Source organism: Reyranella sp. CPCC 100927 (assembly GCF_007859315.1).
In the GTDB taxonomy this organism is placed as follows: domain Bacteria; phylum Pseudomonadota; class Alphaproteobacteria; order Reyranellales; family Reyranellaceae; genus Vineibacter.
The window spans coordinates 423,526-444,555 of record NZ_VOHA01000002.1 but is presented as its reverse complement, the minus strand read 5'-3'; the positions used below and the strand labels follow the sequence as shown (position 1 = coordinate 444,555).

Below are 21,030 nucleotides of genomic sequence, written 5' to 3'. Positions count from 1 at the left end.
GATCACGCGGCCTCGTAGGCGGCGTGGTAGAGGTTGTAGCGCGTGCGGTCGGCGCCAGCGAGTTCGCGCCGGATGCGTCCGCCGTTGAAGACCAGGATGCGGTCGGCGTTGCCCAGCAGCTCGGCATCCTCGGACGAGTACAGCACGATGGCCATGCCGTCGCGCGCCAGCGTGCGGATCAGCGCGAACAGATCGGCCTTGGCTGCCAGGTCGATGCCCTTGGTGGGGTCGTCCAGCAGCAGCACGTCGGGCCGGTCCATCAGCCAGCGTGCGATCACCACCTTTTGCTGGTTGCCGCCCGACAGGGAGTCGATCGCATGCGCGAAGCCGGCGAACTTGGTGTTCAGGGCGTCGACGGCGGCCTGCGCCTTCTGCTGCAGCACTGAGGGGCGCGCCAGCATCAGTCGCTGGCGCAGATAGTGGATCGGCGTCAGGTTCTCGAGAATCGGCCGGCCCTGGATCACGCCGTCACGCCGTCGATCACCCGACACGTAGGCGATGCCGCGGCGGATGGCTTCGCGCGGTGTTCGCAGTGGCAGGGCGGTATCGCCGCGCGTCACGTCGCCAGCCGAGCGGGGCAGGGCACCGAACAGAGTCCGCAACACGGCGGACTGCCCCTGGCCGTGCAGGCCGCCGAAACCCAGGATCTCGCCGCGATGCAGATCGAACGTGACGTCGGTGAAGCCCGATCCGCCCAGGCCGCGAACCGAGAGTGCGATGTCCCTGGGAGCGCGGGCCTCTGGCCCGCTCATGGTTTCGTCTTGAGGCGGGCGGGACGCCCGCGCTCCCGGGGGCTCGCTCCGCTCCCCCACCATGTGCGCGATGATGGTGGCGGTGTCCGTTTCGTCCAACCGCCAGGTGCCGACGGTGCGGCCGTCGCGGATCACCGTGACGCGATCGCCGATCGCCGTGATCTCGTCCATGCGGTGCGAGATGAAGATCATCGCGCGGCCCTGTGCCTTGAGGTCGCGGATGATGGCGAAGAAGCGCTCGACCTGGGCGCGGTCCAGCGCCGAGGTCGGTTCGTCGAAGATCAGAATGGGTGCTTCGCTGGCCAGCGCCTTCATGATCTCGACCAGCTGGCGCTGATCGGCGCGCAGGCTGTCGACCGTGGCGTCGGCGGTGAACCCGTCGCCGGCGACGCCGTCGAACAGCGCGATGGTGCGCGCCGCCCTGGCGGCGAGCGCCTTGCGGTCGACCAGGACGCCCGCCGTCATCGGCAGGTCGGGCAGGCAGATGTTCTCCGCCACCGTGCGCCGCGCCGCGAGGCTGAGCTCCTGGTAGAAAACGCCGATACCCAGCGCGCGCGCCACGCGCGGGCCCGAGATGGTGACCGGCGTGTCGTCGATCAGCACGGCACCAGCGTCCGGCCGCACGCTGCCGGCGATAACCTTGCACAGTGTGCTCTTGCCCGAGCCGTTGGCGCCCATCAGCACATGCACGTCGCCGGCGTCGACCGCGAGCGCGCCATCGTGCAACGCCACGGTGGCGCCGTAGGTCTTGCTGATGCCGCTGAGCTTCAGTTTAGCCATGGACGATCTGCTCTTGATCTCCTCTCCCGCTCGCGGGAGAGGAAGGGGCCCATCGTGCGCCAGCGCGATGGGAAGGTGAGGGGCCACACACGAGATGCCTCGCCCTTAGGCCCTCACCCGCCGGCCGCTTCGCGTCTGTCGACCTCTCCCGCCTGCCGGAGAGGTGATGATATCTACTTGAACAGCGCCTCGGCGTCGGCGATCGAGAGCTGGCTGGTGTAGGAGTAGTGTCCTGGCTTGCCCTCGAGCTTCTTGGCGGCGTCGGCGAGGTTGGCCTGGTCGATGAACGGGATCGGCAGATACATCGCGTTCTTGTAGCGGCCGGTGGTCGCCGGCGTCTTGAGCTGCTTCTTCTGCAGCATCAGGACGGCGACATTCAGCGCGCTCGCCATCACGCCGGGGGGATTCACCGAGGCGCCGGAGTTCAGCTTCTTGCTGGTCCACAGGTCGATGAAGTCCTTGCGGATCTCGCCGGTGCCGGCGATCTGTCCGCTCTTGCCGGCATCCATGATCGACTTCCAGGCGCCGGCGGCCATGCCGTCCTGCACCCATACGCCGTTGATGTCGGGGTAGGTGGCGAGCAGGTTCTGCATCGCCTGCTGGCCCTGGGCCTGATCCCAGTTGGCGTTCACCTCGTTCACCAGCTTGATGCCGGGATGCTTGGCAAACACCTCCTTGTAGCCCGACACCCGCATCTGGTTGGCGGGATGGCCGGCCACGCCGTTGATGGCCACCACGTTGCCCTTGCCGCCCAGGGTCTTGGCGAGCCACTCGGCGGCCGCGGCACCCCACGCCTTCTGGTCGATGCCGACATAGACTGCGTCGGGCGACGACACCTCGGCATCGGTCGAGATCACCAGGATGCCGGCCTCCTTGGCCTGCGCGAACACCGGATCGAACGCCGTCGGGCTGTTGGGGTTGATGATGATGGCGTTGACGCCCTGGTTGATGAAGTTGCGTACCTGGGCGATCTGGCCGGGCACGTCGACGTTGGCGCTCTGCACCAGTACCGTGACGTTATGGCCCTTGGCCTTCCAGGCCGCCGCGGCGGCCTGTGCCTCCTCGATCATCTGGGTGCGCCATTCCGAGCCCACCCAACCGTTGGACAGGCCGATCTTGAAGTCGGCGGCCCATGCCGCGCCTGACATGGCGACGGCAGCCGCCGTCGACAGCAACAAACCTGCGAGCCTTTTCATCGTTTCCTCCCGTGCGATCTCACGGCCAATTATGGACTCAGGATGAAATCGATTTCAATGCAGTCCCGAGGGTAACTTTTCCGAACCCGCCGCTCGGGATGCTAGGCTGGTCTCCCCCACCATGGAGGCATCCGTCGCCATGCTCTCACCACGTTGCTTCTTGTTTGTTCTCAGCCTTCTCCTGGTGAGTGGGCAGGCTGCAGCGCAAGGCGAGCCCGGTCCCCACCAGCGCCCGGTCAAGGTTGTCGCGCCTGAACGTCTGGCTGTGCCGGGTGGGGGCGTTGCGCCGCTCTATGTGTCGGCGGACTGGTCGCAGCCGTTGCCGCAGATCGAGCGTGCGGTCATCGTTCTGCATGGACGCCTGCGCAATGCCGACGTCTACTTTCAGTCGGCGCTCAAGGCGCAGACGGCGGCCGGTGAAGCCGGCAAGGCGGCCGTGATGATCGTGCCGCAATTCCTGGCCGAGGGCGACGTCAAGGCCTTCGGTCTGCCGCCCGACACCTTGCGCTGGACCTGGACCAGTTGGCAGGGCGGAGAGCCGGCGGTGGGGCCGCAGCCGGCGAGTTCGTTTGCCGTCCTCGACGCCATCCTCGGTCGCCTTGCCGATCGCCGGCTGTTTCCCCGTTTGCGGCAGGTCGTGGTCGCCGGTCATTCCGGCGGCGGGCAGGTGGCGCAGCGCTACGCCGTTGCCGCCAAGGGCGATGCCGCATTGACCGCTGCCGGCGTTGGCGTGCGCTACGTCGTGGCCAACCCGTCATCCTATGCCTACTTCTCCGCCGAGCGACCGGTGCCGGCGATCGCATCGGCCTGCCCAGGGTTCAATGCCTGGAAATACGGCATGGAGGCCCTCCCGCCGTATCTCACCGCGTCCGCACCACAGGCATTGGAGAAGGCCTATGTGGCGCGGCGCGTGATCTATTTGCTGGGCACCAAGGACACCGATCCCAACCATCCGGCGCTCGACAAGAGCTGCATGGCCGAAGCGCAAGGACCTCATCGCCTCGCCCGGGGCGAGGCTTACGTCGCAACGATGCGCCAGCGCGACAGCGGCGCGCCGCATCACAACCTCTGGCTGGTCGATGGCGTCGGCCACAACGGTGATGGCATGCTGACGTCGACCTGCGGCCTCGCCGCATTGTTCGACGTGCAGAGCTGTCCATCCGCCCGGTAGGATGTTGGTGGTGGGTGTGGAGGAGATGTAGAACTGTGCTGATGTATCTCGACCTGGCGGTGATCGCAGCGGTACCGCTAGCTGGCGTGGCGTTCCTGATATGGTTCGTCCTTCGCAGGCGCGCGGAGATGAAGGTTTCGCAGCGCCAACCCGACAATAGGGGACGTCGGTAACGCCAGGGGGTTGTGTGTAACGTCCAATTTTCACTGAATCTGAGCCGTGGTCCGTGCCGCTATCGGCGGGGGCGAACCTTGAAAAACCAGCCATTGACCGAGCCGTTGAGGCCGCAAAAGCTGCGGCTGCCGTCCTGTTGACCGTCGGCGCCAATCGTTTCGACGCTCAGCAGCACGCCGACGCGGGTGACCGTCAACCGTTCACCTTGATCGCCGTCCTCGACCGCGACGGCGAGCGTGTTGCCGTCCGGTTTGCCGCGACCGCCGGCACCGCAGACCCAGCGTCCGGTGGTGGGTTCCGCCGTGTTGATGGACACGGTGAGTCGGCCGTCGTCCGTCCGCTCGATCGTGACGCCCCCCTCGACATTGCGCCATTCGCCCACCAGTCCCTCGCCGGGCGCGGTCTCCATCGCGCCGAGGAATGCAACGCGTTCAGCGAGAAGATCCTTCAGACGTTCTGTCCGGTCCGCCGGGCTGGTCGCGTTGTCGGCCACGATGTTGCGCACCCGGACGAAATAGCGCTGGTCCTTGTCGAAGGCCTCGCCGGCCTGGCTGTCCAGGGTCTTGCCGATGGCAAGGAAGCGGGCGGCGATGGCAACGTCGGCTTTGGCCAGCGCCGGGTCGGCGCAAATCGCCTTTTCAGCCGCCGATTGCGCCTTGGCACAATCGAAGGAGGGCTGCGCCATCGCGACGGCCGGCGCGGCCACGAATCCGGCCGCCGCGAGCGCGGCCAAACCAATACGACGCATGTGCACACCGATCTCCTGCCGTTCACGACGAAACGCGGGCCGAACGCGATGGCCGGCGCCGCCATCCACCACGTTCATTCGGCCGAAGGCACCCGCTTCGTCAACATGCCGGTTGCCTCGTATTTGTGGCGTCTTGATGTTCGGGCCTTGTCGTGGAGCCGGCGCAAGTGACTTTGCTTTGAAAGTCGCTTAGTATATAAGCGATATAGTAAGCGATAAGAGGACGGTAGGGATGGCCAGGGACCCCAGACGCGACGTAAGTGCCGATGATGACGTGATGCGCCGGGCGCGGCGCTACAGCACGGCGATCGTGCTGTTTCACCACGCCGTGGCGGAGGCGATGGGGCTGGGGCCCACCGACCACAAGTGCCTGGAGCTGTTGCGGGAGCGGGGCGCGATGACCGGCAGCCAGCTCGCCGCCGCCACCGGCCTGACGACGGGCGCCATCAGCGGTGTCGTGGCGCGGCTGGAACGCGGCGGCTTCCTGCGTCGCGCGCCCGATCCCGACGACGCGCGTAAGCAGATCCTGCGGCCGGTGGCGCGGCGCCTGGACGATATCCATCAGCTGCTGGAACCGTTCCGGGCGGATGTCGCCACCGTCTTCCGGGACTTCAACGCCCAGCAGTTGAAGGCGATCGCGGCGTTTCTCGACCACGGCGCAACGACGGCGTTGCGCCATGCCACCGTGCTGCGCGCGCACGCGCAGGCAAACAGATCCACCGTTGGCGAAGGAGCACTGACATGAGCGTTCTCGATGTGCCGGGTGCGCAGATCTACTACGAGACGCGCGGCGAGGGACCCTTGCTGCTGTTGATTCCCGGTGCCAATGGCGATGGCAACGTGTTTCCGCCGCTGGCCGATCGGCTGGCGGGACACTACCGCGTGGTCACCTACGATCGCCGCGGCTTCACCCGCAGCGTGCTGAGCGGGCCGCAGGACTACGCCCGCCGCCTGGCCATCGATGCCGACGACGCGATGCGCCTGATCCGCCGGCTGTCCGACGGACCGGCAACGGTCTTCGGCACCAGTTCCGGCGCCGTGATTGCCCTGCAGCTTCTGATCGATCATCCCGATTGCATCCGCGCGGTCGTGCCCTACGAGCCGGCGGCCATGCGCCTGCTGCCGCAGGGCCAGGCATGGATCGCCTTTTTCCGCGAGGTCTATGACCTCTATCGGCAATCGGGGCCGGCGCCGGCGCTCGACGTATTTCGCCGCAAGACCTTCGCGCCGATCGACTATGCGATCATGAGCGGCGGCGCCAATCGCGGGCCCGACGCGCAAAAGATCGCCAATGCCACCTACTGGTTCGAGCGCGAACTGCGCGAGTATACGTCGGTCGCGCTCGATATGGCCGCCGTCGCCGCCCACGCCGATCGGGTCGTGCCGGCATTGGGCGGCGCGTCGCTGGGATACCCGACCGCCGAGGCGGCGCTGGCGCTGGGCCGCGCGATCGGCCGCGAGGCGCTGATGTTGCCGGATGGCCATGTCGGCTATGCCACCAGCCCCGAGGCCTTTGCCCGCGGCCTGATGGATCGCCTCTCGGCAGAGGGCGGCACCTGATCGGCACCGTGGCGGCTGAAAAAGCACGTTCTCATTCGAATGGATGACGCGAGCGGCGATGCGATGAACCGAGAATGATCCGCGCTCATGCCAGGAGGTCCGGTCCTCCGACCGGATACGCGTGGTTATGGTGTCGGAGCATCTCCTTCAGGGCCTGGTGTTCGGCTTTTGCGTCGCCCTGCCGATCGGCCCGGTTTCGCTCATGTGCATCCAACGCTGTCTCAGTGACGGCGTGGCTCTGGCTGCCGCATGCGGATTGGGCGCGGCGTCGGTCCACGGTGTGCTCGCCGCGCTGACGGGGGCTGGCGCGGGTCTGCTGGTACAGGCTCAATCGGACATGTCCGCGGCAGCGCGGGTCGTGAGCGCGCTCGTGCTGGCGGTGATCGGGCTGCGCGCCATTTTCTCCCATGCCCCTGCCGGTGCCGCAACCCGAGGCAACGGGATCGCGGCGGCGTACGTGTCCAGCCTGATGGTGACCGGCACCAACCCGATGACCTTGCTGCCCTACGTCGCCGCCGCGTCGGCGCTGTCCGCCGGCGCCGTTGCCGGAACGCTGACGGTGTCGCTGTGGACGCTGGGGATCGTTGTCGGCACGGCCGCCTGCTACGCGCTGCTGATCGCAGCCACGCGGTTGACGTGCCGACGCGCGGCGCCGGAAGCGATGGCGCGTCTGAACATCGCGGCAGGCGTCATGATGGTCGGGTGCGCGACGGCAGTGGCTGTCGGCGTCGTGTAAGCCCGTGTTCTATCAGTCATGCGGCGGATCGGAACCGGTCGTCACAGCACGGTGTCATCGCCGCTCGCGCAAGACCCGAACAGATGAGGAGCAGAAAAATCGAGAGGTCGGGCAACGGGGCCGCCCGAATTCGTGTCGCGTCGGGAATAGGGGCAATGTGCCGGTGTCCATGTGCACGACAACATCGCGGCATCGCGAGGGGGTATCCGTGGCGCAGGGCAGCATCACTGACAGCGACATCGCCGGTCTTGTCCGGCGCAGCGCCGACGCCAATGCCGCACTGATGTGCGGTGACGTGGACGGCTACCTCGCGCTGGTCCAGCACGCGCCGGACTACACGCTCATGGCGCCCTTCGGTGGCGCTCCGACGCGCGGTTTCGACATGTCCAGCGGATACCTGGCGGCGCTGGCGCATTTCTTCCGCGCCGGCACGACGGATCTGGAACTGGTACAGGCCTATGCCTCGGGCGACATGGTGGTGCTGGTGGTGATCGAGCGGCAGTGCGTCGCGGTCGGTGGCCTGCCGGCGCAGGACTGGTCGCTGCGCGTCACCCTGGTCTGGCGTCGCGACGGCGCCGGCTGGCAGCTGGTGCATCGCCACGCCGACCCGCTGGTCAAGGGCATCAGCCTGGAGCGGGCCGCCGCGCTTGCCGGTGACCCATCGGTGTGACTGACCGGTGACGGGAGCGAGGTTACGGGCGGGAGCCTTGAACGCTGTTGTGCGTTGCATCCATGGCAGGGAGGTGCGCATGACCATGCGACCGGTTCAGATCCTCGTTAACCGCTATTATCAAACGGCGTTCGGCGAGATCCGTCACGTGACCGGCATCTCCGCCAGCGGCGAGGTATCCTACACGTCCATCGACGCGCGCGGCGAAGCCGAACCCGTCGAGGACAAGCAGACGCCCATGCAGACGTTCGCCAGCGAGGTCGAGAAAGAAGTACCGTCGCCGACGCTCCCGTAACGGCCAGTCACGGCTTTTTCGGCAGCGCGTTGCCGTTGCTCACCTGTGCGGTCGCGGGATCGTCGAGCGCCGCCGACAGCCGGCTGGCGAGGTGCTGCGAATACCGCTGGGCGCTGTCCCAGAGATAGTGGACCGCATCGGCGTGTTGCAGCGTGGCCGGTGCGCCGGTCAGGACGATGGTCGAAGCGTTGGTCACGGTCGTCTGGATCCGTGCCTCGAACGCGCGGATCAGGCGGCCGTCGGGATCGTGTTTGCGTCCCCAGGCCGGCTGCAGGGGAATGATCGCAACGACCAGGCGGGCATCGCGCACGTTGGCCACGCGCTCCAGTTCGCGCAATGCCTCGAAGCAGGTGTTGTCGAACACGGGCTCCGGCAGCCAATCGACCGGCGTACGCAGCGGCCCGCTGCCGTAGGCATCCATCACCAGTGGTGCGACACCGTCGGCGGCGTTGCGCATGCGCTTGATGTGCCAGGCGTCGGGAAAGAATTTCTGCGGCCGGAAGTGCGAGAAGTATATCGGCAGTGCCGGCATCGACTGAAAGATGTAGGCCGCCGCCAGCGGTGCAGGAAAGAACGCCTCGCGGGATCGGGCGCATTGCTCGAAATCGCGCGGTGCCACGACGGTGACGACGGTCCGCACCGCGTGCATGCGCTGCAGGAGGAAATCGGTGAAGTAAGCCGTCTCGCTCATGTGCAGATAGCACGGCGCGGCATTCAGCGGTCGGTGGGCGATGCCGGTCCGGCGAAAGGCAGCGACATCGAGATTGCGCCACGTGACCGACGAGCCGACGGCGATCAGGTCGACGCCGCGCAGATCATGCCGGGCGAGGAACTTGAACTTTTCGTCCATGCAGGCCGTGCCGGTGAAGGGCGGCGGCGGCAGCATGTGAAGCCGTGCCAGGATGCCGATCATGGCGGCGAAGCCCAGCAGGCCGGCGGTGACCAGGCTCAGCACGGCGATCAGGAAGCGCGTGCTGGCCGGCTGCGGCGACAGAATGCGCGTCAGGGGCCAGAACGGAAGCCGAGCGCTGCCCATCGTGCTCTCCTTCACCACTCAGAACTGGAAGTAGATGAACTCGCGCACCGCCGACATCTGCGTCAGCGATGCCAGCAACAGTCCGGTGATCGCGCCGGCCCATGCCATCGTGGGGCGCCAGCGCAACCACGCGCGATCGTCCGATCCGTCGACCAACTGTTGCGTGTTGGGCATCAGCAACACGATGGCGAGCGCCGCCGCCAGCAGCATCGCCTTGCCCGGACCCAGCACGGCCGCCAGCGCGCTGTCGTGCAGGCCGTGGAGGCCGATCATGCCCTCGACCATGGCGAATGCGTGCTGCGCCGTCGTGCTGCGGAAGAACACCCAGGCGAAGGCCACCGCCGCGAACGTCAGCAACCAGGCCATCGGTGGCGGCAACACGATGGTGCGGCCACGCTCGAGGTTGGCTTGCAGCGCCAGCCAGCCATGGTTGATCGCCAGGTAGAGGCCATGCAGCAATCCCCAGAACACGAAGTTCCACGCCGCGCCGTGCCACAGCCCACCCAGCAGCATGGTCGCCATCAGGTTGGCGTACCGGCGCACCTTGCCGTGCCGGTTGCCGCCCAGCGGCACGTAGAGATAGTCGCGCAGCCAGAGCGACAGCGTGATGTGCCAACGGCGCCAGAAGTCGATGATCGACGCCGCCTTGTAAGGTGAGTTGAAATTGTACGGCAGCCGCAGTCCGAACATGCAGGCAAGGCCCACCGCCATGTCGGAGTAGCCGGAGAAGTCGAAATACAGCCCCAGCGTGTAGGCAAGCACGCCGACCCAGGCCTGCGACAGCGCCGGCGCATCGTCGGCGGCGCCGTCGAAGATGGGATCGGCTACCGACGCCAACGGATCCGCCAATAGAACCTTCTTCGCCAATCCCATGACAAAGAACGACAAACCGGCAGCGAACGAGTCGCTGTTGAAGGTGAAGAACCGCGCGCCTTTGAACTGCGGCAGGATCTGGTAGTGATGGACGATCGGCCCGGCGATCAGCTGCGGGAAAAACAGCACGAACAACGCGTAGTCTGTCAGCGTCGGCTGCTCGACCTTGCGGCGATACGAATCGACCAGGTATGCGATCTGCTGGAAGGTGTGGAACGAGATCGCCAGCGGCAGCACCAGCGGCGACAGCGGCCAGTCCATGCCGGTGAGCGTGTTGACGTTGTCGATGAAGAAGTTCCGGTACTTGAAGTATCCCAGCAACAAAAGGTTCGAACCGATTGCCACGGCGAGCAGCAGTCGCGCGTGGCGATGCCCAGCCTCGGACAGTTGCTGGATCGTCAGGCCGAAGGCGTAGTTGACCACGATCGTGGCGACGATCAGCAGGCCGTATTCAAAGCTCCACCAGGCATAGAAGGCGAAGGAGGCGAGCAGAAGGAACAGCCGCGCCGCGCCGTGGTTCGCCCGCGCGATCACGAAGAACAGCAGCAGCGTCGCCGGCAGGAAGGCGAGAATGAACGTGTACGAATTGAAGAGCATCCGTCACGGTCCAACGCACACTCCCCCCAGCCCGCAGGATAGGCGATGCCGATTGATGAGACCTCTGACCAAATCGTGTCAGTCGCTGCCGTGCCCCGTGGCTTTCCCGTGATCGCCTTCATGTGGATGATGAACGGATCTCGCCATCATGTTGGGTTGACGAGTCCGCGCCACCTCCCATGTTGTCCCTATGCGTATTGTCATGCTTCTCCTGGTCATTGCCGTTGCGGGCTGCAGTTCGGTCAAGAGCGGTACCCCGTCGAAGACCGCGATGGAACAGATGCTGACCTCGACCGCCGCTGACCGCGCCGCCATCCTGCTGGCGCAGGCGCTGCAGGTGCGCGGGCTCGCCTTCGTCGACACGACCTACGTCGCGGCGGAGGACAACAAGTACGCCATCAGCGCCTTGCGCTATGCCCTGATGCGCCATGGCGCACGGCTGACCAACGATCGGGGGCAGGCGGCGAGCATCGTCGAGGTCCGCGTCGGGGCGATGTCGACGAACGAGAAGGACTTCTTCGTCGGTATTCCCAACCCGCGCGCGCTCGACAGTGCGACGCCGGCGACCATCGTTCTCTATCGCGCCAACACGCACGAGGCCGTCGCCAAGCTGGCAGCCTTCGTCTACGACGCGCGCAGCGGCGAACTGATCCGGGGCACCGAACCGGTCCACGGCACGGCCAAGGTCGACCGCCAGGAGGTCGCGCCCGGCATCAGCTGGGAATCGAAGCCCGCCGATCGCTAGACCAACACGACAGGCCAATTCGATAAAGCTGTCGGGAGATCGGCAGGCCGAACGTCCTTGGAGCGAATGCAGCGTTCCAGGAAGGTCATCATGAAAAAACCGTCGGCCAGCCAGAAGGCTTCGCCATCAGCCGCGATTACGCGTTTCATCGCCGATCTGAAGGATTGGCGCGGCCCCGTTCTTGCCAACCTGCGCCAGCTCATCGGTAGCGCGGCGCCCGATCTGGCGGAGGATTGGAAATGGGGCACGCCGGTATGGACCCGCGGCGGCAACGTGGTTGCCATCGGCGCCTTCAAGGACCACGTGAAGGTGAATTTCTTTGCCGGTGCCGCACTGAAGGACCCGCACGGGCTTTTCAATGCCGGGCTCGATGCCAAGGCGAGCCGCGCCATCGACATCGGCCCGGACGACTCGTTGAATGCATCGGCCTTCCAGGCTCTGGTGCGCGCGGCCGCGGCGCACCAGGCGCTGAAGACGTGATGATGATGCGCGCGGCGCGCCGGGAATCTTTGCCGGCGCCTGTCGGTACGGCGGTGCGTAGAACGTCCTTGTAGCAATGGCCTGGTATGGTTTGCGTGGTTGCGTAGTTCTGGGAGAACAAAAAGGGCCTTTCCCACCAGGGCTTGATGGCGCGCTTGAACCCTCGGCTTGGCGCAACGAGTCCCCCGACGGAGACGTTGCCGAACCATGCTTAACCATCTTTCTCCGGCCGATCTCGCCGACCGTGTCCGCGACCGTTACGCCGACCGGCACGGCGGCGCCGAACACCTCGAACGCAGCGCGGCCTGGGATGCCGCGTCGGTCTCGCTGGCGCTCAAGCAGGTCCGCCTCGCCCAATCCGCGGTGCGTGACCTGGCCCGCACCGCCGACCTCTCGGTCACCATGGAACTGGGCGCCGACGACAGCGAGGCCGTGATCTCGCTGGAGATCGTCGAACAGGATCTGCAGCGCACGCTCGAGGCGCTGAAGCGTCTGTGAGGCGGTTCTGTCGCCGCGTCGTCGCGGCGCTGAGCATCATCCCTCAAGGACGTCCTTCATCTTGGCGCCCAAAGTCTCGAAGGTGAAGGGCTTGGCCAGCAGATGGACGCCGGTATCGAGGCGTCCCTGGGAGACGATGCTGTTTTGCGTATAGCCGGTGGTCAGCAGGATCTTCAGATCAGGCCGCTGGCGGACGGCCTCTTCAGCCAAAGCGCGGCCATTCATGCCGCTGGGCAGGCCGATGTCGGCGAACATGACTTTGACCTCGGGGTGATGCTGAATGATGTTCAGCGCAGTGGCGGCATCCGGCGCCTCGAGGACGGTGAACCCCAGATCGCGCAGCGTCTCGGTGCTGAAAGTGCGCACGACGTCCTCATCCTCCACGACCAGGATTGTGACGGCGTGCGTCGCACTTGAAGCGCGTGCTTCCGGTCGCGGCGATGGTTCGGATATGACGTCGCTGTTTGTCAGACGTGGCAGATAAATGCCGATCGTGGTGCCCCGACCGGGTTCACTGTCGATGTTGATGTGGCCGCCGGACTGTTTCACGAAGCCGTAAACTTGCGATAGCCCCAGCCCGGTGCCCTTGCCGATACCCTTGGTGGTGAAGAACGGGTCGAACGCCTTGTCGACAACGTCCTTGGGCATACCGATGCCGTTGTCCGTCACCGCCAGCATGACGTGGTCTTCGCTGGCTGTCTCCGGCGGGCGTCCCGGCATGGCGACGCCGGATGCGGCGTTCCTGGTCGCGATGGTGAGCTTGCCGCCGGCAGGCATGGCATCGCGAGCGTTCACCGCCAGGTTGAGCAAGGCGTTTTCGAGCTGGTTGCGATCGACCGAAACCGGCCATGGGCTGTCGTCGGCAACGACGGCGATCTCGATCTTCTCGCCCAAGGTGCGACGCAGGAGGTCCAGCATTCCCCCGATCAATCCCGCGACATCCGTCGGTTTGGGATCCAGCGGTTGCTGGCGCGAGAACGCCAGCAAGCGGTGGGTCAAGGCGGCTGCCCGGCGAGCCGCCTCGAGGATCATGTTGGCGCGACGCTGCAGATCCGGCTGCCCGGCCGCCAGCCGGCGCTGCAAGGCGTCGGCGCCGCCGATCACGACGGTCAGCAGGTTGTTGAAATCGTGCGCGATGCCGCCGGTAAGCTGGCCCACGGCTTCCATTTTCTGCGCCTGTCGCAGCGCGTCCTGGGCTTTCTCCCGCTGCTCGATCTCGCTGCGCAACGCGGCATTGGCTTCGGTCAGTTCGCGGGTGCGCACGCCCACTTCGCGCTCGAGCTCGTCGTTGAAGAGACGCAGCGCCTCTTCCTCCTGTTTCTCCCCGGTCCGGTCGCGCAGGATCTTGAGGAAGCCGCTGATTCCGCCGACGCTGTCGCGCAGCGGTACCATCTGGCCGCTGGCCCAGAACAAGGCGCCGCCCTTGCGCACCTGCCAGCGTTCGTCGGCGGCGCGGCCCTCGCGCATCGCCGCCATCATCTCCGCCGCCGGCACGCCGGCAACCTGGTCGTCCTGCGTGAAGAGAGCGGCCGCCGATTGCCCGATGATCTCCGCCGACGGATAGCCGAAGACCCCCTCGGCACCGGCGCTCCAGTTCGTGACGGTGCCGGAAAGGTCTGTCGTGACGATGGCGTAGTCAATGGCGCTGTCGACGATCACGCGATAGCGCTCGTTGATGTCGCGGGCTGCCTGTTCGGCGCGGCGCATGCGCAGAAGCGCCCGTACCGCCGCGATGAGCTCTTCCGGTTCGACGGGCTGTGTCAGATAGGAGTCGGCGCCGCTCTCGAGCCCGATCGTGCGATCGCCGGGTGTCACGAACGACGCCGACACCTGCAGAACGAGGATCGTGGGAAACTCGCGCTTGATGGTCTGGCACACTTCAAGCCCGCTGATGTCGGGCAGCTTCACGTCGAGCAGGACCAGGTCGGGCCGATGCGAGCGAACCAGTTGCAGGGCCTCGTTGCCGGTGCGCGCTTCCAGCACGCGGAACTCGGCACGCTGCAGCGACCGGGTCTTGGTGTAGCGCCCGACCTCGTTGTCGTCGACATTGAGCACGAGCGCCGGCAGCGAGGTCGTCATCCGGCGGCTCCGATCTGCGTCCATACGTCGGCCAGCACTGCCGACAACAGCGGTCGCGACAATGTCGCCTTGGAGAGGATGCCGGCGGCGCCGGCCAACGCGTGCTGGTCCTCATCCGTCAGCAGGGAGGAGGTTACCACGACGATCGGGATGTGCCGTGTCGCCGGATCGCCGCGCAGCGTCCGGAATATCTCGAAACCATCCAGGCCCGGCAGCTTCAGATCGAGCAGGACCAGGTCGGGCTTGTCCTGCTGGGCGCGGCGCAATCCCTCGGTCCCCGACTCGACCTCCGTCAGTTCCATTCGACTGTCCCCCGCCAGGAATTGCCGCAGCACATAGCGCGACGCTTCCTCGTCGTCGATGATCAGGACGCGGCGGGCGGCGCTGTTCCGTTCCGCGATGACCGATGGTGCCACCGGGTCCTGCACGGTCCTCATGTCGGCCGGGAGGGCAAGACTGAACACCGACCCCTGTCCCGGCGTGCTTTGGACATTGAGGCGGCCGCCCAGCAGTTCGGCCAGCTTGCGCGACAGCGGCAGGCCCAGGCCGGAGCCCTTGGCCCGCGATTGCAGCGAGCTTCTGACCTGCGAGAACTCGTCGAAAATGCGCCCGAGGTCCTGGGCCTCGATACCGATCCCCGTGTCGGCGACATCGAACACGATCAGGTCGGGCTCATGAAGTTCGGCCGTCACGCGAACCTCGCCGCGCTCGGTGAACTTGAGTGCGTTGGATATCAGGTTACGCAGGATCTGCGAGATCTTGCCTTCGTCCGAGTGCAGGGCCGGAATGACACCGCGCTCCTGGAACAACAGTTCGACTGTTTCGCCATGAAGCAGCGGCCGCATCACGCCGCGCAGGGCGCCGAACAGCTCGCCGACCGTGAATTCACCGATCTGGACGTCGACCTTGCCGGCCTCGACCTTGGCGATGTCCAGCAGGTCGTTGATCATGCCGGTCAGCGTCTCGGCCGATTTCCGGATGTAGAGAACCTGCTTCTCCTGTTCGGCTGACAGATCACCGTCGGTGCGGTCCAGCAAAAGGCGGGACAGGGCCAGGATCGAGTTCAGCGGGGTCCGGAACTCGTGGCTCATGTTGGAGAGGAACCGGGTCTTCACCTCGCTGGCCTGACGCAACGCTTCGGCACGCTGGTCGAGTTCGGCATACAAGGCCATGACACCGCGGTTGGTATCGTCCAGCTCGGTGCTGAGGTGGCCGACTTCCTCCTGGCGGCTTTTCAGTTCCGACAGGCTGTTCAGCAGCTCTCGATTCTGGGCCTCGAGTTCGGACAACGGGCTGATGGCGCCGGGCTGTGCCAGCATGGCGGCGACGTCGGCCAGTCTGGCGCGCGTCGGCGCCTTCTTCGTGGTCAGGTTCTTTCCGATTTCCACAACGGTGCCGCCGCCCGGTGCGGCCTGGATGTTGAAGGCGTCCATCAAGCGGCGCGTCCCGGCGATGCCGACGCCCATGCCGGTTGTCGATACGTAGCTGCCGTCCAGGACCCGCTCGAGCTCGGTGATGCCGGGACCGCGGTCGCTGAAGCGGATCATCAGCGTCTGCGCCGGGTGCTTGCCCTGCAGCATGAACTCGGCGCGCCCGCCGCGACCGTAGGTAACGGTGTTGCGGGCAATCTCCGAGACCGCGGTCGCGATCCGCGTCTGGTCCTGGGCCTCGAAGCCCAGCAGCCCAGCCAGCTGTCGCGCGCGCTGGCGCGCGCGCACGACGTCCTCCTCGGTCGTGACCGAAAGCGTGAGCAGGGGCCAGTTCGTCACGCCGCGCTCCGGATCACCAGAACAGTCGCATCATCGCGACCGCCGCGTCCGAAGTCGCGGAACAGCACGCCCGCGATCAGGCTCGGGTGCCGGCTGGCCAAGCCTGGATACTGGTCCAGGGTCCAGCTTGTCGCCAGGCCGTCGGAATGCAGGATCAACAAGGCTTGGCCGCCGGAGAAGGGGTAGGTGAATTCCTGGATACGCTGCGCCGTGTGGCCCACGATACCGTTGAGCGATACCAGGCGACGCGACTGGCCGTTGGCGATCAGTGTGGCGGCGATATTGCCGATGCCGGCGAAAACGACCCGGGATTGCTCGGTGTCGACAAACGCGACGGCAGCAGCAGCGCCGCGCGTCGGGCGCAGGGCGGCATGAATGGCCTGCAGCAGCGGCCGCGGTGCTTCGAACGGCCGCTGCCGGAAGACCCGCACGGCATGGTGGGCCGCTTCGGCAGCAAATGTGCCGTGGCCAAGGCCGTCGACGACCATCGCCGTCAGCGGGCCTTCCGTCTGCGAGACTGCCCAGGCGTCACCGCAGACATTTTCGCCGGACTTGGGCACCGAGACGCAGCCCTGACGCGATGCCGGGCCGGGCTGAGGCGCCACGCCGCGTCGTGCCCTGAGACACGCCAGCACGCCGGCCCCTTTGCCGGGCAGCGAAAAGATGTCGAACGCGTCCGCCTGCCGGCGGATCGCCCCGAGCCCTGTACCGTTGGTGCCGCCGGTGGAGAAACCGTCGCGCAGGCAGGCCTGGACGTCGGCTATCCCGGGCCCCTGGTCGAGCGCCATCAGTTCGATGCCGGCAGGCTCGGCCTCCGGTTCAACCAGTCGGGCCAGCAGGTTTCCGCCGCCGCCATGGCGGACGAGGTTGGTTGCCAGCTCACTGGCGACCAGCGCAACGCGGCCGGCATCCGTTTCGCCCAGCCCCCCAGCCTGCGCAAGGGCCACGGCGCCGCGCCGGGCGGCGGCGATCTGGCTGGCTTCCGTCACAGGCATACAAACGGTCATCATGGGTCGGTCATTTCCAACGCGTGATGATGACCTGAGTTCCCTGTCCCAGCTTGGATGTAATGGCAAAATCGTTGACCAGTCGCCGCGCACCGCCCAGCCCCAGGCCAAGGCCGTTGCCGGTCGTAAATCCATCCTTCAGCGCGGTATCGACGTCGGGAATTCCCGGCCCCTGGTCCTCGAATGTGATACGCAGGCCCGGCTTCGGCACCGCCAGGACGTCGATCGTCGCCTCGCCGCCGCCACCGTAGTCCAGCGTATTGCGGGCCAGCTCGCTGGCCGCGGTGATGATCTTGGTCTGGTCCACGAGGCTGAAGCCGATCTCGACGGCGCGTGCCCGAACCTGCTGGCGCACGCGTACGACATCGTCTCCGGCGCGGATGGGAAGCTTGTCAGGCATCGTCGTCGGCTTCGGCCTGCTCGCTTTCATCGGCAGTGCGGTGCTGGATCAGGGCCATGCCGCGCTCGGCGTTGAGGGCGGTCTTCACGCCCGGCAGTTCCAGCCCCAGCTCCACCAGCGTGATGGCCACGGCTGGCCGCATGCCGACGACGACGGTCTCGGCATCCAGCATGCGCGAGACGCTGGCGATGTTGGCCAGCGTGCGGCCCATGAAACTGTCGACGATTTCCAGGGCCGATATGTCGATCAGCACGCCGCGCGCGCCGACGGCGACAATCTTGGACGTCAGGTCCTCCTCCAGCGCGGTGGCCAGGCGGTCGTGCATGTCGACCTGGATCGTCACCAGCAGGGCGTCGCCGATCTTCAGGATGGGGATGCGGTCCATGGGACGGGTCCGGTCAGAGGGTCGCCGGCCGTCGCGCCGTCATGGTTCCGGTACTGGTGGGGGCCTTGGACTTGGCGACGAAGCGTCCGGTGCGGCTCAACGCCACCGCGAACGCATCGGCCAGGTTGGCCTTGGACACGACGGTCAGCTCGACGCCCAGATGCACCATGGTCTGGGCGATCTGGGGGCGGATGCCGCTGACGATACAGTCGGCGCCCATCAGACGCGCTGCCGCGACCGTCTTGAGCAGATGCTGAGCCACCACGGTATCGACCGTCGGGACACCCGTGATGTCGATGATCGCGATCTCGGCGCTATGGTCGACGATGCTCTGCAGCAGGTTTTCCATCACGACCTGGGTGCGGGCGCTATCCAAGGTGCCGATCAGCGGCAGTGCCAGGATGCCGTCCCACAGCTTGACCACCGGCGTCGACAACTCGGCGATTTCCTCGTGCTGGCGGGCGATGACCTCCTCCCGGCTGCGCTGGTAGACATCCATCGTATGCAGCCCGAGGCGGTCGATCAGCTGGCTGAGCGTCCAGGTATCGTCGGCGATCGCTTCGCCGTCCTTGCCGTGCGTAGCGCGGATGCGCGCGAACAGCGGCTCCTTGAGGGAGAAGATGAAGGTCGCGGTTTCGGCCGGCGAGAAACCCTGGGTGGCGCGTGACCGCGAGATGTCACCCAGCATCGTGCGCAGCCGCTCGAAGCCAGGAGTCATCGTATCGGCAATATTGCCGGCCGAGGTGGCCTCGCGCAGGGCAGCGAGAAACTCGCGGCACTGGCTTTCAAGTTGGCCGCGCGAAATGCGTGTATCGCCACCGGAGGCCAGGAGAAGGCGCAGCCATTCAGCGAGAATGTCGGCTTCGTGCGTTCCGATGATGTCCGAAAGACGAGACTTTTCGCTCTTGCTGGCCATGGCATACCCCTTGCCGCTCCTCAGCCTAGGCTGGAAGCGGCACATGCTCCTCGAGACACGATGTCAGGAGTCCGACTGTTTGATTACCGACGGCGGCAACCTAGCACGGGTCACCGGCACGGGGGCAATGGTTTGCAGACGGCATGGCCCATCTGCAACGTCACGGGATACTGCCGCGCGTCAAGCACGCCCGACATGCACCGCAGGTACCTTGCCGGCATTCCACTGGCCGCCGAGCGCGCGCTCGATCTGGGCGGCGAGCTGCAGCAGCAGGCCGTCGTTGGCTTGGCGCGCCTGGGCCTGGATGCCCAGCGGCAGGCCGTTCTCGTGCGTCGCCAGCGGCAGGGAGATGCCGGGGATGCCGCAGAGATTGGCGAGCGGCGTATAGGCGAAGAAGCGCCAGAGATTGCCGAACCAGTCGAGCACCGAGGGGTTGTCGCTGATCGTCAGGAACTCCGTCGTGCCGATCTTCGGTGTCGGCAGCGCCGTGATCGGCGTCAGGATGATGTCCCAGTCCTCGAAGAAGGCGCCGAAGCCGCGGGCGGTGGTGTTGAACACCGTCTGCATGCGCGCCCGCTCGGTGAAGGAGGTGCCGCGACCAGCCTCCCAGATCCGGATGTTCACTGGTTCGACGCGGTCAACCGGCGGCCGCTCCAGGCCCAGCGGGGCGATGAGGTTGGAAATCGTCTGCGCGAAGTTGCTGATGTAGCACGTCGTCTGCGCGGCATAGGCGGCACGCAGGTCGATGGCGGGCAGGGCCCAGTCGACGCGATGCCCGAGGCCTTCCAGGAAATGGCCCACGCGCGCCAGCTCGGCCGCGATATGCGGCGTGGCGCGATAGTCGCCCCATTCATGCGACATCGCGATGCGCAGCGGCGCCGGGTCGCGCTGGATCAGATCGAGATAGGGCTCTGCCGGCGTCCAGTAGGGCATGAATTCGCCGGGCGCGCCGCCGCGGCAGCTGTCGAAGAACGCCGCTGTGTCACGCACGCTGCGCGTATGGCAGCCCTGGGTCGAGACGAGACCGGTGAGATCGGATGCCGCCGGCGCGATCGAGAACACGCCACGCGACGGTTTCAGCCCGATGACGCCGTTCACGCCGGCCGGGATTCGGATCGAGCCGCCGCCGTCGCTGCCGTGCGAGATCGGCAAGGCACCCGCCGCCACCATGGCACCTGTGCCGGCCGAGGAGCCGCAGGTGGTGTAGTCCGTGTCCCACGGATTGCGCGTGATGTAGACGGCCGGATTCTCGGCCGAGCTGCAGCAGCCGAATTCCGGCGTCGTGGTGCGCCCCATGATGTTGAGGCCAGCCTGTCGGATGCGCGTGGTCAGGAAGCTGTCCGCCGTCGCGCGATTGCCGCGCATCAGCAGCGAGCCCATCTCCTGCAGCCGGCCTTTGAGCGTCGGGCCGAGATCCTTCATCAGGTAGGGCACGCCGGCGAAGGTGCCCTGCGGATTCATGCCATCCTTCAGGGGATCGGCGACGACATCGTCGAACACCTCGATGACCGCGCTGAGCGCCGGGTTGGTCGCCGCGATGGCGGCGGCTGCCTGGGTGGCGAGCTCGACCGCCGTCACCTCGCCCTGGCGCACGCGCGCGGCAAGCCCCACCGCATCGTGTTGCGCCCACTCGTCCCAGCTCATTGCCAACGTCATGTCGCTCCACCCCGGGTCTGCGCGAAAGCGACAAGGCTAGATGAACAGGGCGCCAGGTCAATCATGGCGGCAGCCTGCCGCGCGAGCGGATGCGGCAGGGGATGGCCGGGCAAAGTCGCCGCAGAAAATTTCGTCGCTCGCCCGGCCTTCCCCGGACTCCGGGTGGAGTGCGACCCCGGGGATCTCCAACTTCAAACCAGCGAGACGTTAGCGCGATGGCGCGCGATGCAGGACAGCACCGCCTCGACGCGAGAGGACATACGGGACTAGCGCGGGGCGCGCAGTCACAATTGGGTTCAATCCCGATGCTTCCAATTGCAAGTCAATGAATTTTTGCACGCAAGGAAACAAATGGCCTTCAAGGCAGCGTGGCTTGCGCTTCGGCGTGCACCGGTTCACCATCAGGCGTCGCCCGTTCCCGGGCGGCCGTAAGCGTTTCACGTCAATCAACGCTAAACCCCGGCACCGACTGCCCTGTGGGCGTCGGCGGGTTGTGTGTTGTGTGAT

21 protein-coding genes are annotated in these 21,030 nt (G+C 66.3%); 9 read left to right on the top strand and 12 right to left on the bottom strand.

The window, feature by feature from the left end:
* Positions 1-2: 2 nt before the first annotated feature.
* The gene (locus tag FQU96_RS08175; RefSeq protein ID WP_146540371.1) at positions 3-1,532 is read right to left on the bottom strand and encodes a sugar ABC transporter ATP-binding protein; all 1,530 of its coding nucleotides are present in this window, start codon (positions 1,530-1,532) and stop codon (positions 3-5) included.
* A 173-nt stretch (positions 1,533-1,705) separates the two neighbouring features.
* Complete coding sequence (locus tag FQU96_RS08170) at positions 1,706-2,728, bottom strand: substrate-binding domain-containing protein (RefSeq protein ID WP_146540370.1); 1,023 nt, start codon at positions 2,726-2,728, stop codon at positions 1,706-1,708.
* 139 nt (positions 2,729-2,867) lie between these two features.
* Between FQU96_RS08170 and FQU96_RS08165 the strand changes: the two genes are divergently transcribed.
* Complete coding sequence (locus tag FQU96_RS08165; protein WP_146540369.1) at positions 2,868-3,899, top strand: alpha/beta hydrolase; 1,032 nt, start codon at positions 2,868-2,870, stop codon at positions 3,897-3,899.
* A gap of 232 nt (positions 3,900-4,131) precedes the next feature.
* Here the strand turns inward: FQU96_RS08165 and FQU96_RS08160 are convergent, their stop codons facing one another.
* Positions 4,132-4,899: a lysozyme inhibitor LprI family protein gene (locus tag FQU96_RS08160; RefSeq protein ID WP_146540368.1), complete on the bottom strand. Its 768-nt coding sequence runs from the start codon at positions 4,897-4,899 to the stop codon at positions 4,132-4,134.
* A 154-nt stretch (positions 4,900-5,053) separates the two neighbouring features.
* Here FQU96_RS08160 and FQU96_RS08155 point away from each other — a divergent pair, with 154 nt between their 5' ends.
* From FQU96_RS08155 to FQU96_RS08135, 5 genes are all read left to right on the top strand, one after another.
* Entirely contained in the window at positions 5,054-5,566 is a 513-nt protein-coding gene (locus tag FQU96_RS08155) for a MarR family winged helix-turn-helix transcriptional regulator (RefSeq protein ID WP_146540367.1), read from the top strand.
* Complete coding sequence (locus FQU96_RS08150) at positions 5,563-6,381, top strand: alpha/beta fold hydrolase (protein ID WP_146540366.1); 819 nt, start codon at positions 5,563-5,565, stop codon at positions 6,379-6,381. Before FQU96_RS08155 ends, FQU96_RS08150 begins: the two co-directional genes overlap by 4 nt.
* Before the next feature lie 130 nt (positions 6,382-6,511).
* Positions 6,512-7,117 (top strand): LysE family translocator, encoded by a 606-nt coding sequence (locus tag FQU96_RS08145; RefSeq protein ID WP_178130383.1) that lies wholly within the window; start codon positions 6,512-6,514, stop codon positions 7,115-7,117.
* A gap of 208 nt (positions 7,118-7,325) precedes the next feature.
* The gene (locus tag FQU96_RS08140) at positions 7,326-7,787 is read left to right on the top strand and encodes a nuclear transport factor 2 family protein (protein ID WP_255467901.1); all 462 of its coding nucleotides are present in this window, start codon (positions 7,326-7,328) and stop codon (positions 7,785-7,787) included.
* A 79-nt stretch (positions 7,788-7,866) separates the two neighbouring features.
* Positions 7,867-8,082 (top strand): hypothetical protein, encoded by a 216-nt coding sequence (locus FQU96_RS08135; protein ID WP_146540363.1) that lies wholly within the window; start codon positions 7,867-7,869, stop codon positions 8,080-8,082.
* Positions 8,083-8,089: 7 nt separating this feature from the next.
* Here the strand turns inward: FQU96_RS08135 and FQU96_RS08130 are convergent, their stop codons facing one another.
* Both FQU96_RS08130 and FQU96_RS08125 read right to left on the bottom strand, forming a co-directional pair.
* On the bottom strand, positions 8,090-9,118 hold the full coding sequence (locus FQU96_RS08130; protein ID WP_146540362.1) for a hypothetical protein: 1,029 nt from the start codon (positions 9,116-9,118) through the stop codon (positions 8,090-8,092).
* 18 nt (positions 9,119-9,136) lie between these two features.
* Positions 9,137-10,588, bottom strand: coding sequence for an MBOAT family protein (locus FQU96_RS08125; protein ID WP_146540361.1), 1,452 nt, complete (start codon positions 10,586-10,588; stop codon positions 9,137-9,139).
* Positions 10,589-10,790: 202 nt separating this feature from the next.
* Here FQU96_RS08125 and FQU96_RS08120 point away from each other — a divergent pair, with 202 nt between their 5' ends.
* The 3 genes from FQU96_RS08120 to FQU96_RS08110 all read left to right on the top strand — a co-directional run bounded on the left by FQU96_RS08120 (position 10,791) and on the right by FQU96_RS08110 (position 12,311).
* Positions 10,791-11,333 (top strand): DUF6655 family protein, encoded by a 543-nt coding sequence (locus FQU96_RS08120; RefSeq protein ID WP_146540360.1) that lies wholly within the window; start codon positions 10,791-10,793, stop codon positions 11,331-11,333.
* A gap of 90 nt (positions 11,334-11,423) precedes the next feature.
* The gene (locus tag FQU96_RS08115; protein ID WP_146540359.1) at positions 11,424-11,813 is read left to right on the top strand and encodes a DUF1801 domain-containing protein; all 390 of its coding nucleotides are present in this window, start codon (positions 11,424-11,426) and stop codon (positions 11,811-11,813) included.
* Positions 11,814-12,020: 207 nt separating this feature from the next.
* Positions 12,021-12,311 (top strand): hypothetical protein, encoded by a 291-nt coding sequence (locus tag FQU96_RS08110; RefSeq protein ID WP_146540358.1) that lies wholly within the window; start codon positions 12,021-12,023, stop codon positions 12,309-12,311.
* Between the two features lie 36 nt (positions 12,312-12,347).
* On the opposite strand, the gene FQU96_RS08105 is transcribed toward FQU96_RS08110, so the two are convergent.
* The 7 genes from FQU96_RS08105 to FQU96_RS08075 all read right to left on the bottom strand — a co-directional run bounded on the left by FQU96_RS08105 (position 12,348) and on the right by FQU96_RS08075 (position 20,523).
* Positions 12,348-14,390, bottom strand: coding sequence for a response regulator (locus tag FQU96_RS08105; RefSeq protein ID WP_178130382.1), 2,043 nt, complete (start codon positions 14,388-14,390; stop codon positions 12,348-12,350).
* On the bottom strand, positions 14,387-16,159 hold the full coding sequence (locus FQU96_RS08100; RefSeq protein ID WP_146540356.1) for an ATP-binding protein: 1,773 nt from the start codon (positions 16,157-16,159) through the stop codon (positions 14,387-14,389). Before FQU96_RS08100 ends, FQU96_RS08105 begins: the two co-directional genes overlap by 4 nt.
* Positions 16,156-17,154 (bottom strand): ATP-binding protein, encoded by a 999-nt coding sequence (locus FQU96_RS08095; protein ID WP_218574646.1) that lies wholly within the window; start codon positions 17,152-17,154, stop codon positions 16,156-16,158. The genes FQU96_RS08100 and FQU96_RS08095 overlap by 4 nt, the downstream gene beginning before the upstream one ends.
* Before the next feature lie 22 nt (positions 17,155-17,176).
* Positions 17,177-17,566 carry an anti-sigma regulatory factor gene (locus FQU96_RS08090; protein ID WP_146540354.1) on the bottom strand — a complete coding sequence of 130 codons (390 nt, stop codon included), beginning with the start codon at positions 17,564-17,566 and terminating at the stop codon, positions 17,177-17,179.
* Complete coding sequence (locus tag FQU96_RS08085) at positions 17,559-17,951, bottom strand: STAS domain-containing protein (protein ID WP_146540353.1); 393 nt, start codon at positions 17,949-17,951, stop codon at positions 17,559-17,561. The genes FQU96_RS08090 and FQU96_RS08085 overlap by 8 nt, the downstream gene beginning before the upstream one ends.
* A 13-nt stretch (positions 17,952-17,964) precedes the next feature.
* Positions 17,965-18,867, bottom strand: a complete 903-nt coding sequence (locus FQU96_RS08080) for an STAS domain-containing protein (protein ID WP_146540352.1) — start codon at positions 18,865-18,867, stop codon at positions 17,965-17,967.
* A gap of 180 nt (positions 18,868-19,047) precedes the next feature.
* Positions 19,048-20,523: an amidase gene (locus tag FQU96_RS08075; protein ID WP_146540351.1), complete on the bottom strand. Its 1,476-nt coding sequence runs from the start codon at positions 20,521-20,523 to the stop codon at positions 19,048-19,050.
* Positions 20,524-21,030 lie beyond the last annotated feature (507 nt).